At 51.3% G+C, this 13,182-nt stretch carries 9 protein-coding genes; 8 read left to right on the forward strand and 1 reads right to left on the reverse strand.

Annotation, left to right across the window (positions count from 1 at the left end; all coding sequences use genetic code 11):
• The 4 genes from ADU23_RS18325 to ADU23_RS18340 form a co-directional block, all read left to right on the forward strand.
• Positions 1-912, forward strand: a 912-nt coding sequence (locus ADU23_RS18325; protein ID WP_331459265.1) for an immunoglobulin-like domain-containing protein, incomplete at its 5' end; no start/stop codon positions are given.
• Between the two features lie 75 nt (positions 913-987).
• Entirely contained in the window at positions 988-2,688 is a 1,701-nt protein-coding gene (locus ADU23_RS18330; RefSeq protein ID WP_053375046.1) for an S-layer homology domain-containing protein, read from the forward strand.
• 222 nt (positions 2,689-2,910) lie between these two features.
• The gene (locus ADU23_RS18335; RefSeq protein WP_053375047.1) at positions 2,911-3,942 is read left to right on the forward strand and encodes an ATP-binding cassette domain-containing protein; all 1,032 of its coding nucleotides are present in this window, start codon (positions 2,911-2,913) and stop codon (positions 3,940-3,942) included.
• Positions 3,939-4,754, forward strand: a complete 816-nt coding sequence (locus ADU23_RS18340; RefSeq protein ID WP_053375048.1) for an ABC transporter permease — start codon at positions 3,939-3,941, stop codon at positions 4,752-4,754. The genes ADU23_RS18335 and ADU23_RS18340 overlap by 4 nt, the downstream gene beginning before the upstream one ends.
• A 25-nt stretch (positions 4,755-4,779) precedes the next feature.
• On the opposite strand, the gene ADU23_RS18345 is transcribed toward ADU23_RS18340, so the two are convergent.
• The gene (locus tag ADU23_RS18345; RefSeq protein ID WP_053375049.1) at positions 4,780-5,643 is read right to left on the reverse strand and encodes an AraC family transcriptional regulator; all 864 of its coding nucleotides are present in this window, start codon (positions 5,641-5,643) and stop codon (positions 4,780-4,782) included.
• Between the two features lie 184 nt (positions 5,644-5,827).
• Between ADU23_RS18345 and ADU23_RS18350 the strand changes: the two genes are divergently transcribed.
• The 4 genes from ADU23_RS18350 to ADU23_RS18365 are packed head-to-tail and all read left to right on the forward strand — an operon-like array spanning position 5,828 to position 12,869.
• Positions 5,828-6,973: a glycoside hydrolase family 88 protein gene (locus ADU23_RS18350; protein ID WP_053375050.1), complete on the forward strand. Its 1,146-nt coding sequence runs from the start codon at positions 5,828-5,830 to the stop codon at positions 6,971-6,973.
• A gap of 37 nt (positions 6,974-7,010) precedes the next feature.
• The gene (locus ADU23_RS18355) at positions 7,011-9,398 is read left to right on the forward strand and encodes a glycoside hydrolase family 2 TIM barrel-domain containing protein (RefSeq protein ID WP_053375051.1); all 2,388 of its coding nucleotides are present in this window, start codon (positions 7,011-7,013) and stop codon (positions 9,396-9,398) included.
• Positions 9,399-9,443: 45 nt separating this feature from the next.
• The gene (locus ADU23_RS18360; protein WP_053375052.1) at positions 9,444-11,723 is read left to right on the forward strand and encodes a glycosyl hydrolase family 95 catalytic domain-containing protein; all 2,280 of its coding nucleotides are present in this window, start codon (positions 9,444-9,446) and stop codon (positions 11,721-11,723) included.
• A gap of 36 nt (positions 11,724-11,759) precedes the next feature.
• Entirely contained in the window at positions 11,760-12,869 is a 1,110-nt protein-coding gene (locus ADU23_RS18365) for an alginate lyase family protein (RefSeq protein WP_157266153.1), read from the forward strand.
• Positions 12,870-13,182: the final 313 nt, after the last annotated feature.

Raw genomic sequence — 13,182 nt, forward strand, 5'->3', positions numbered from 1 at the left:
TTTGATGTGACGGTTATTAAAGAAACGTCGTTTAACGATGCGGAATCCGTAGCGGCTGACAAAGCAGCGCTTGGCATTGTATATTCAGGCGTTGATACGGCAACTACCGTGACGCAAAAATTGACGCTCCCATTAACGGGAACGAATGGTACAACCATCACTTGGTCGTCTGGCAACACAGCCGTTATTGCAGCAAACGGAACCGTGAATCGTCCGGCTAATGCTTTCGGTGACGCTTCCGTTACTTTAACGGCTACCATTACGAAGAACGGCACTACGGAACAGAGAACATTTAATTTAACCGTACTGAAGAACGTTCTAACATCGGCTCCAATCGGATCGGACATCATGGTTACAAACAACGTCACGGGTCAAGATGACTTAATACTCGTGAGCAATCTCCAAGCTGGGGATATCGTGAAAGTTTACAGCTCTACGGGTAACTTGCTCAAAACGGCTACTGTAGCAAGCGGCGCAACATCGGCCAGCTTGCAGATTACGCAGCTTGGCGCTGCGGCTGGAACTGTGAAAATTACAGTAACCCGCGCCGGCTTTGAGGAAAGCGCTAAGGTCATTGCAGCATTTGCAGCAGAAAATGCCAAGCCGTACGTTATTTCTGGTACTGGACTGGATACGAAAAATGGTATTGAAGCCAAGGTGACTGTAACACCAACCGAAGGACTAACGTATTCCGGTTCCAAATACGTCATTTTCGAACTTATGAATGGAGATACTCCTGTAAGCATCATAGCGTTAGAGTATGATGGCAAATCCGCTTCAACCTTGACCGCACAATTCAATACCGCATTTACAAAAGATCATAAGGTCAATGTACTGATTATGGATCAAATTAACACGGCTACAGATAATGTCGGTACACCGCTGGCTGACAAAATCGTTCTAAGCAAGTAAAAGACAATCATTTTGAGATGCAGCCAAGTTGCGGGATAACCAAATTTGGCTGCAACACATAGGAGTGAAACAACAGTGAATAAGAAATGGCTTGCCCTGATTATCATTGCCGCAATTTTGTGGGGCAACTTAGCCGGGGTGAACTCCGTACAAGCCGCAACTGCCCAAGTGACGGTTGACAGCATCGCTTCGGTGAAACCCGGTCAAGAAATTGTGATCAGCGGGACTGCTCTTTATCCTGAAGTCGTCGTAAAAGTAATTGACAATGCGAAGAACGTAGTTGAATTTATCGATACGGTACAGGTAACGAATGGTACCTACTCCGTCAAATTCAAACTTTCGTTCGATGCTTCCGCCGGTAAACACCATGTAGTTGTAGGTATCGGTTCAAACGTTGCTAATCAGAACTTCGATGTTACAATCGTTTCGACGCCGCCCGGCGGTCCTGGCGGTCCTGGCGGTCCTGGTCCAGTTCCGGGTCCTATTGTAGTCGTGCCAACACCAACGACGTCTTCACCAAACAAAATCAATGCTCCTGCGGATGTTGCAAAAATTGAGCAGGTGACGGTAGACGGCAAAACGGTTGTGAAGGCGCAGCTGGACAAGAAGAAGCTGTCCGATTTTATCAACAAAGACGTTGCAGCATCTCCAGTTGAGAAGCAAACCGTCGTAGTGGACGTTGCCGGAAACGGGCAGCAAGTGGAAGTAAGTTTGACGCTGGGAATGTTTCAGTCATTGAAGGATAAGGCGAGCAACGCTTCCATTCAATTCAATACACAGGTTGGCCAAATATCTTTTCCAGTTCAAACATTGACAGAAAAGGCTGCTGAGCTCAATTTGAAGAGTGATTTTACGATTAAAATCATTATTTCTACGCCAGATGAAAAAACGACGCAAGGCATCAATGATATTTTTGCCAAATCGGGCGCGCAATCGTTAGCTGCTCCAGTTGATTTTATAATTGTGGCGGATTTGGAAGGAAAGGATGTGGAGCTAAACCAATTCAGCTCGTATACGGAGCATATTTTGACGATTCCTCAAGCGTCCGGGGATGACTTCAGTCATTATTCGGGTGTTTATTTCGATCCTTCGACGAATCAATTCTATCCGCTGCCAACGCTGTTCACAACGAACTCGAACGGTGAAGTATTGTCGAGTATTCTTCGTAAAGGCAACTCGCTCTATTCCGTTGTTAAAAATGTGAAAACATTCAGCGATGTGCTCGGCACTTATGCACAGAAACCAGTGGAGACGCTGGCTTCCAAGTTCTTTATCTCCGGTTTTCCAGACGGGAAATTCCGTCCGAATCAAAAAGTTACTCGCGCAGAGTTTACGGCTATGATTTCTCGTGCTTTGGGTGCTCTGCCTGAAACGCCGGGCAATCAAACGTTTAAAGATGTGCCGAAGAGCAGCTGGTATGCCGGCGTTGTCTCTACAGCTGTCAAAGCTGGGCTTGTCAGCGGGTATAAGGATAATACATTCCGTCCGGATCAACAGATCACGCGGCAGGAAATGGTCGTTATGATGTACAACGCTATGAAGCATGCAGGATATGTGAACAGCATGGCGGCAAGTGACAAAGATCAGTTATTGAATTCGTTTGTGGATCGCTCCTCTATTGCTGCTTGGGCGAAGGATGCGACAGCCATCGCGATTCAAGAGAAAATCGTCAACGGGCTTGAGGGCAATGCATTTGCCCCTTTGAAATCAGCAGATCGAGCGCAATCCGCCACCATTGTTTATCGCATGATGCAAACACTTAAATTCATTAATTAAAGCCAAAAAGGTTCCACCAACTAAGAAAGTCCACGATTAAGCTCGTGGACTTTTTTATTAGAGGCGAGCCCGTGGGTTCAGTCTGAACAGCTGCTGAACGGACGGAAGGGAACGGGTATGCCCTTTCCCTATAAGAGGGTAATTACATCGCAACACTCGTTTAAATTCTGTTTAAAAACATGAGTTAGAATGACCATATCATCTGATATTGGAGGAATGGCAATGGATTTTGCTCACAACAAGAAAAAAGAGCCAAACAATGGCGATTGGGCTATCGAAGCGCGCGGACTCGTTAAAGCTTTTGGCAGCTTTCGCGCGGTGGATGGCGTAGATTTGAACGTGCGCGCAGGCTCGATCTACGGCGTGCTTGGTCCAAATGGAGCGGGTAAGACGACTACGATTAGAATGCTGGCAACCTTGCTAAGGCCGGATGCGGGTTCGGCGCGAATCTTTGGACATGATGTGTTGAAGGAGGCGCAGATTGTCCGTCAACTGATCGGGGTGACCGGTCAGTATGCTTCGGTAGACGAGTCGCTTAGCGCTACCGAGAACCTGATCATTTTCTCACGGCTGCTAGGTCTGGGACGTGCAGAGGCGCGGAAAAAAGCAGGGGAGCTGCTTGAGGAATTTGGTTTGACGGAGGCGGCAAAACGGCCGCTCAAAAATTTCTCCGGCGGCATGCGCCGTAGGCTCGATCTGGCAGCAAGCCTTATTGCACAGCCGCCGCTTCTTTTTCTGGATGAACCAACGACGGGGCTGGATCCGCGAACGCGCGCGCAGATGTGGGACACGATCCGCCGGTTGGTGAAGACGGGATCAACTGTACTGCTAACAACGCAGTATCTCGAAGAGGCTGACCAACTTGCAGACCGGATTGCGGTTATCGATCATGGGCGAGTCGTCGCCGAGGGCACTTCGGATGAACTAAAAGCGTCAGTCGGTTCCTCGTCGCTGCATTTGAGACTCCAAAATCCACAGGATATCGAGGCCGCCCGTAAAACAGTTGAACAGGTGCTTCGAATTCAGGCTAATGTGCTGGACGAAGAAGGAAAGCTTACTGCGCCAATAGCGAACGTTGACCGTGTCACAGATCTGCTTAACGCCCTCCGCGAAGCGGGAATTCACTTGACCGAGATGAGTGTGCAGAAGCCGACCCTCGATGAGGTGTTTCTAAACATTACAGGCACTGGTGTTAAGGAGGATGCGATACTGGCGTCTGATGAATCGAATCAGAAAGAGGTGGCTAGCGTATGAGCAGTCCTACAGTGAGAACGGTTGCCGATCGCAAGCTGAAAAACTACACGAGCTTCGGCCAGACGATACGAAACTCGTTGACAATGGCCTATCGGGGTTTGCTTAAAATTCGGCGTACGCCTGAGCAATTGTTCGATGTAACGCTTCAGCCGATCATCTTCACCTTAATGTTTACTTATATTTTTGGCGGCGCCATCTCAGGCGACGTGGTGAGCTATTTGCCTGTCATCATTCCGGGCATTCTCGTGCAGACTGTGATCACAACCTCAATCGTCACCGGCGTCCAATTGCGTGAGGATATGGATAAAGGGGTGTTCGACCGATTCAAGTCACTGCCTATCGCGCGAATAGCTCCGCTCGCGGGAGCTTTGCTTGCAGACACCGTCCGGTATACCATTGCGACTGTTCTTACCTTTACGATGGGGTATATTATGGGCTACCGGCCCGATGGAGGGCTCGGCAGCGTCGCCATCGCTGCGCTTCTAGTCATTATCTGCTCCTGGTCGATAAGCTGGATTTTTGCTTTCTTTGGCGTCATTGCGCGTACGGCCTCAAGCGTGCAGGGTATCTCGATGCTTGTGCTGTTTCCGCTTACGTTTCTGTCCAACGCCTTCGTGCCGGTTGATACGATGCCGAACTGGCTTCAATGGTTTGTTAACGTCAATCCGATCTCGCATCTCGTCACCGCCGTCCGAGAACTTGCCAACACAGGAACTGTAGGCTGGGATCTTGGCATCTCACTCATCGGAGCTGCTGTCATTGTGGCGGTCTTTGCACCTATCACGGTGCGCGCCTATATGCGCCGGACATAGTGTTGCTAAAGATTCACAGCTATCTTCAGCCTACCGAATGCCTGTAGCGATTCGGACTTAAGCCAACATGCTTTTTGAACAAATTACAGAAGTAGGAGCTGTTCGTCAGTCCGATCGCTTGTCCCACTTCCTGAATGGATAGGTCGCTCATCTTAAGGAGCCAGCAGGCTTGGCGGATGCGGCGGGCGGTCAAATATTCGGTAATGCTCGTGCCCGCTTTTTGCCGGAAGGCTGCCGATACATGATTGGGAGTCAAATGGATGTCATCGGCGAGCTGTCTCAGATCAAACTCATCCATATAATGCTGCTCAACCCAGCCCATTACCCGCTCAGCTATGGAGAAACTCCGCATCTGCAGCGGGTCTTTGCGCTGCTGCGGGGCTTCGAATGGCTTTAGCTGATGCAGCAGCGAAATGAGGAATAGCATTTCCTCCTCCAGTTGAAGCTCCGCCTGTGTATTCGCGATGCGCTCGCGATAGCTTTCGAACAAGCTGAGGAAAGCTTCTTGCGGCAAGCCTTCAAATACTTGCGCTTGCTCCAGAGGCTCCTTCCATAGCCGGTGGAAAAACGAGCGCAGTGAAGCGAAAGGAGCAAGATACTCATCAAGCTTGGAAGGCTCGAAGACGAATAACGATCGGATATAGCGGGATCCCGGCCCGAGCTTCAATTGTATGCGATGCAGCTGGAAGGGACGGAAGAAGAAGAGGCAGCCCGGAGCCAGCTTGACGATCTGCTGATTGACGATAACTTGGCTGTTTCCCTCATGTACATATAACAGCTCCATCCCTTGATGGGCATGGTAGACTTCAACGAATTCATCGGTTCGATCCTTTAGGAAAGAAAGCTGGACAGGGTGGCTGTACAAATTCATATAATTTAAAATTCTCATCTCATACGCTCCCGTTAAATCGTAATATAGCAACATTTTATCATAAGAGCACAAAACTAGTGTCGTTCTTTTTTTGCTACTATAAAAGAAAGAATATTGAAGTATAAGTCAACAAGCTTCCTAACTTTCATGAAAAAATGTTTCTGCCTTATTAAAATTCGGGAATAAAGCGAGGAGATGGGAAATGGGTACTTTGTTATCGCAGAACAGTCGAATAAAGCAGGAGGAGCTTCAATCGCTTTGGGAATCTCTGCAGCAAAAAGTGGATCGGATGATTGGGCAGCTGGGGGACAAGTCGCCGCATGTTGCGCCTCAAGATACCGGCATCTATGACGATATGCGCCTCGATTGGTGGACGGCAGGATTTTGGCCGGGCATTCTTTGGATCATGCATGACATGACGGGCAAGGAGCATTACAAGGAAGCGGCTTGGGAGTGGGACGGCAGATTTGAACGTAAAATGATGGAGGACAACAACTTCCACCATGACGTCGGTTTTCAGTTTTTGCCTTCGGCGATTATGAAATACAAGGTGACGGGTGATCAAGACGGCAAACGCCGCGGCTTGGCCGCAGCGAATTTCCTAGCTGGCCGTTTTAATCTGGCGGGGGGCTTCCTGCGTGCATGGAACCAAGAAAAGACGGGCTGGTCGATCATCGATTCGGCAATGAACTTGTCCGTCTTATTCTGGGCGGCCGAGGAGATTGGCGATCCGCGTTTTGCCCATATTGGCAGAACGCATGCAGATACGATAATTAAGCACTTTATTCGCGAGGACGGATCGGTTAATCATATCGTAAGCTTTGATCCATCGTCAGGCGAAGTCATTGAATCGTTAGGCGGGCAAGGCGCGGGACCGGACTCCGCTTGGAGCCGCGGGGCCGCTTGGGCGCTGCACGGCTTGGCAAATGTATATCGCTATACGGGCGATAAAAAATATCTATATGCGTCGCAGCGGGTCGCGCATTATTTTATGGCGATGCTTCCAGCCGACAGCATCCCGCATTGGGATTTTCGCGCGGCAGAGTCGCTCGGCGAAGAGCCGCGTGATACTTCGGCCGCTGCATGCGCGGCTTCGGGGTTAATCGAGCTGGCGGAAGCGCTGCCCGAGATACAGGCCCGTCCATATCGCGAAGCGGCTGAGCGGATCTTGCAATCGCTTACTACTAGCTATGGCACTTGGGACCGCCCTGAGCATGAGGCCATCCTGCTGCAAGGAACGGGGAATAAGCCGGCAAACTCCAATATTAACGTCTCGCTTATTTATGGAGACTATTACTATATCGAAGCGGTCGCCAAGCTGATGGGTTGGAAGCGCCGTATTTTTTAATAGACGAAGCACAATTGATCAAACGTAGAGGTGAACGATGAAAACATTGAATCTAACCAATTGCTGGGAACATTACCGAGGCTGCCTAGGCGGGGTGTTTGAAGTATGGCGGGAAGATAAGCTAAAGCAGACGATCTATCATCTTCCTTGGGAAATGGTGAGTCTTCCGCATTGCTTTAACGAATATGATTCGGTTGATCCGGATGTCAAATATTATCAGGGGCAGGGCTGGTATCGAACAAGACTTGATGTGAGCAGCCCCTACCCGGATGGGAGGACGCTGCTGCGGTTCGAAGGTGCGGGGCAAAGAGCTGCCGTCTACGTCGGTACAGAAGAAGTAGGGAAGCATATTGGCGGCTATGATGAATTTAGGATCGACATTACCGATGCTGCGCTGCGTGCCAAAAGCATTCCTTATTTTAACGGGCAAGTGCCGATCGCAGTCATGACCGACAACAGCCGCGATCTTCAGACGATTCCATCGGACATCAGCGATTTTAATCTGTACGGGGGCTTGTATCGCGGCGTGCATCTCGCATATGTGCCGAGCGTATCGCTGGACCGCGTGCATATATCGGTTAAGACGGATTCGCGGGAAAAAGCTACGGTCCAAATACAAGCAAGGCTTTACAATCCGCAGCAAAAGCAGTCGCCGCTTCACTTGGCCGGAGTCGTTCGCGACCCTTCTGGAAATGAGGTAAAGCGGTTCGCCATTGAAGCATTGCCATGGGAAGGCATGCAGGAGTGCGCGGCGCTCGAGCTTCGCTTGCCTTCCTTATGGAGTCCCGAGCATCCCTCCCTATACACTTGCGAGATTAGACTCGAGAGTATTCATGGCATTGACGAAGCTGTTGAAAGGTTTGGCGTCCGGTTCTATGAATTTGTAGAAAAAGGCCCCTTCCTGCTGAACGGTACAAGGCTGCTCATTCGGGGAACGCATCGGCATGACGATCATGCGGGAGTAGCCGCTGCCATGACAGACGACATGGTCCGAGAAGAGCTTGCGCTGATCAAGGATATGGGGGTTAACTTTCTGCGGCTAGGCCACTATCAGCAGTCAAAATTGGTGCTGGACCTATGCGACGAGCTTGGCATTCTAGTATGGGAAGAAATCCCTTGGTGCCGCGGCGGTCTAGGCGATGATGATTACAAGCGCCAATGCCGTGACATGCTTGGGGCGATGATCGAGCAGCATTACAATCATCCGTCGGTAATCATTTGGGGACTCGGCAACGAGAACGATTGGGAAGGCGACTTTGACTATTTCGATCAGGAGCAAATCCGTGTTTTCATGAAGGAGCTGCATGATCTTGCCCATGAGCGCGATCCGCATCGGGTAACGGGCATTAGGCGCTGCGAGTTTTGCAAGGACATCGTCGATGTTTATTCGCCTTCGATATGGGCCGGCTGGTACAGAGGCATTTATCCCAAATACGAGGACTACAGCCGCCACGGTTTCGAGCATACAAGCCGCTTCATCCATATGGAATGGGGGGCTGACGCGATGGCGGGCAGGCATGCCGAGCAGCCATACACCGGATTTCAAACGATTTCAGCGGAAGCGACTGCGGAGGAGCGTGACGGCGACTTCTTAATGACTGGCGGAGACCCGCGCGTGTCGGCAGACGGCGATTGGTCAGAGACCTACTTTTGCGATTTGATCGATTGGCATTTGAAGACGCAGGAGAAAATGGACTGGCTGACAGGAACGGCGCAATGGGTATTCAAAGATTTCTCTACGCCGCTCAGGCCGGATAATCCGGTACCATACGTCAACCAAAAAGGTGTTGTCGAGCGTGATTTGACGAAAAAAGAGGCGTATTATGTTTTCCAATCCTACTGGAGCGATAAGCCGATGGTTCGTATTTACGGTCATTCATGGTCGACAAGGTGGGGAGGAATTGGCGAGAGGAAGAAGGTGCGTATCTACTCCAATTGCCAAACAGCAGAGCTGTTTATAAACGGTAAGAGCTGCGGCAGGAAAAATCGTGATTCGCAAAGCTTTCCTTGCGCGGGTCTAAGCTGGGATATTGTTTTTCAGAGTGGCGTTAACACACTGCGAGTCGTGGCGGAAAAGGACGGCGTTACGGTATCGGATGAACTGCAATTCGATTACCAAACGGAGCGTTGGACGGAGCCGGCTTCCTTGCGGATGACCGCAAAGAAGCTTCCGCAAGGAACGGTGCTCCTAGAGGTCGAAGCATTCGATAGCAAAGATCGGTTTTGTCCCGACGCTGCTAACTTTATCCGGTTCTCGCTCGCTGGCGAAGGCAGGCTGATCGACAATCTCGGGACAGCCCGCGGAAGCAGATATGTCCAGCTGGCGAATGGGAGAGCGTCGATTCAAGCGGAATATGCCGAAGGCGGCGTTGCGTCTGTATGCGTCATATCGGAAGGATTGAAAGGCGCGGGCTTAGTATTGTAACAAGGTGGGTAAGCGTCGTCCGAACGTAGAAAAGGAGTGGAATATATGATCGATACGAGGCTGGATTGGTCATCCTTCTTAGGCAGGCATGATCTGACTTGGTCGGTAAAGCCTGTTTCCTGGGATCAAGGCGCCTTTATCGGCAACGGCTGGCTTGGCGCTATGGTTTACGGCGAGGAACACCGTTTGAAACGAAATGTTCTTCGATTCGTGCTAGGGCGAACAGATGTGACGGCAAGACGTCCGGATGGTGGGTTTTCTCCCCGTGTGCCGATTGGCGAATTGCATTTGGAGCTGGCAGGGTGGATTTATCAGCCGACCAGTATGCGGCTTCATTTATGGGATGCGGAGCTTAAGGCGGAAATTACGACGACCGCTGGAGCCGTCAAGCTAAGAGCCATCGCGCATAGCCGTGAAATGGTCATGGCGGTGGAGCTGGAGACGTCGGAAGGTGAAGGCAGTGCAGCCTTCCGGTGGTATCCCTATTCGGAAGTTGATCCGATTCTGCACAATGCGGACGGCCGCAATCTGAATCAATATATTCCGGAAGAGGAAGTTACAAGGTCAGTCAAGAACGGCATCGAGATCGCCCTAACCGCATTCAAGCCCGATGGGACAGGCGGCTGCGCGACTGCCTGGGCCGAGATAGAGCTGGATGGAGTTTCAACGGGATTTGATAGACGGCGCATTCTTTATTTGTCGGTCATGAACGGCGCGAATGAAACCTCAGCGGAGCAAGCAATGGAAGCGGTAAACGTTGCACGTCGGCAGCCATGGGATGCGTGGGTTTCGCAGCATCGCAGCTGGTGGCATGCCTATTATCCGCAAAGCTTCCTTTCGATTCCCGACACGCAGCTGGAGGGCTTCTATTGGATTCAAATGTATAAGCTCGCATCGGCGACACGGTCAGACGGCATGATGATCGACAATCAAGGACCTTGGCTTACTTCATCGCCTTGGCCGGGCGTTTGGTTCAACATGAACGTGCAGATGTCTTACTCTCCCGTCTATGCGTCTAATCGGTTAGAGCTTGGCATGTCGCTGGTCAAAGCATTCCGGGAGCAATTTGATCAATTGGCCTTGAATGTACCCGAGGAGTACCGACAGGATTCAGCGGGTCTCGGACGGAGCTGCAGCTACGATCTGGTTAGCCCCGTCGATGACGAGAAGGGGAACCTGCTGTGGGTATGCCATAATCTGTGGCGCCAATACCGATATTCGATGGATGCGGATTTACTGAAGGAATTGTTGTATCCGCTGCTGCGTCGGGCTGTACGCTTCCATATGCGATTGCTGGCGGAAGGTGAGGACGGCCTGTTTCATTTGCCGCCGACTATTTCACCGGAATACGGCTCATTCCTGCAGTTGACGGTGCCGGACGCTCATTATGATCTCGCACTGCTCGAATGGGGAATCCGCACGCTGCTGCGCATAAGCGAACCGTCAGAGCGTGACGGGATTGCAGAAGCAACGGGGCTAGGTGCCGAGCGGCAGGAGTGGACGGAAACGCTAGGGCGTCTCGCTCCTCTTCCCGTGGACGAGACCGGTTACATGATCGGCCGGGGACAGCCTCTAGCGTTCGGGCATCGGCACTTCAGCCATTTGATGGCCGCTTTTCCTTTGCATACTGCGAATATGGACTCAGAGGAAGAGAGGGCACTCATAAATCGCTCGCTTCGCCACTGGTTTTCGAGGGAAGGAGACTTGCGCGGCTTTACGTTCACGGGAGCGTCTTCCATTGCGGCAACAATCGGTCTAGGAGACGAAGCGCACGCTTACCTGAAATCGCTGCTCCATATATTGAAATCAAACACGATGTACAAGGAGGCCGGACCGGTTATCGAGTCGCCGCTCGCGGGCGCGGAAGCCATACATGATATGCTGCTGCAGAGCTGGGGGGAATGGATTCGCGTGTTTCCGGCGCTGCCTGGCACTTGGAAGGAAGCAGCCTTCCATGACCTGCGCGCAGAGGGGGCTTTCCTTGTCAGCGCGTTACGCTCGAGCGGAAAGACGTCGTGGATTCGGGTCAAAAGCTTGGCCGGAATGCCTTGTCGTCTAATAACTGATATGACTGACGGGGCAAGCGTAACGGCAAGCGGTGGAGCGAAGGCGATTCCGCTAGGGGACGGGCGATTTGAATTGATGCTGGCTAAAGGGGAAGAGATTGTATTGTCTGGAGTGAAAGCAGCGGGCAATCCCGCTTTGGGTAACGGAGACCGTTTGCCGCAGGTTCGTCCTGTAGCGGCAGAGCTGCATTTATGCGGGTACTTCGGAGGCTTCAAGCCGTGGAGGCTGTACGGAATCCCAATCTGGACTGCCGAGTAAATTTGTTGCGAGGGGAGCTTGTACAAGGTGCTGACGATGGATACGCTTTGCGAATGGCGAACGGATCTGGAAGAAGTAAAGGCGAAGGCTGACCGCTCGCTGGAAGCGCCATTGATCGGCATTACGGAATGCCGATCGGCGTTAAGCCCAGGCGGCAAGCACGATTATTACTCCAATGGCGATTATTGGTGGCCTAATCCGGTTACGCCAAACGGGTTGCCATACGTCCGAAGGGATGGCGAATCGTACCCAGGGGCATTCACCGCGCATCGCGAAGCGCTTCGCGAAATGCGGACGCATACGGCCAATCTTGCGGCGGGTTACGCGGTTTCAGGCCGTCGTATTTACGCGGACAAAGCGGCGGCGTTTCTTCGCTATTTTTTCCTGGATGCATCGACCCGCATGAACCCGCATCTCCGATATGCTCAGGCGATTCCTGGCGTTTGCCCGGGACGTGGCTTTGGCATCATTGATACGCTTCATCTAATCGATGTCCCTGCTGCGGCGGAAGTGATTGAAGCGGCAGGGGCGCTCTCAGAACGTGAAGGGTTATTGCTGAGAAGGTGGTTTGCGGATTATCTTGAATGGATGCTGACGCATCCTTACGGTCTGGAAGAACGGGATGCATCGAACAACCATGCGGTATGCTGGACCGTGCAAGCAGCCGCATTCGCATCGTATACGGGCAATGCTGCCGTGATGGCCATGTGCAGGGAGCGTTACAAACGTATTTTGCTGCCCTCGCAAATGGCGGCAGACGGCAGCTTCCCGCTCGAGCTGGCACGCACGAAGCCATACGGCTATTCGATATTTGTGCTCGACAATATGGCAACGCTTTGTCAATTGCTGTCCACGCCGGATGATGATTTATGGCGTTTCCGTCTTCCGGATGGGAGGGGAATTCGGCTCGGTCTTGATTATTTGTATCCTTATCTGGCGAATAAGCCGAGTTGGCCGCTCCCGCCCGACATCGAGCATTTCGAAAGTTGGCCGGTACGGATGTCCTTCATGCTTTATGCGGGACTTGCCTTTCAAGATGTGCGTTACTTGGATTTATGGCTAACCTTGGCTCCTGATTCAACAGTTCCGGAAATCCGCCGGAACACGGTAATCCGTCAACCTATGCTCTGGTTAATGCAGACGTAATCGATGAATTTGTAAAGAGAGGACTGTAGTTCCGTTATATTAGCGTTTTGACCATGTAGGCGTAACAAGCGGACAGGAGATCCTTTATTTCCATTTAAACGGGGTTTAATTGCTTTTCTGAAGTGATTAACGGAACCTGAGTCCGCGAACTGCACAATAATCGTTGATATAGAAAAAATAAAGGATTCTCTGTCCGCCGAAGATCTCATTTACACCATCGACCCATGCCTGATTAGTTCCAATCGCAGATTGTGGAGGAGCAAACGAGGGGACCTCATAACTCACTGTTAGGTGGGGAAGAGGTCCTTTTTTT

The sequence above is a fragment of the Paenibacillus sp. FJAT-27812 genome (assembly GCF_001273905.1).
Taxonomy (GTDB): Bacteria; Bacillota; Bacilli; order Paenibacillales; family Paenibacillaceae; genus Pristimantibacillus.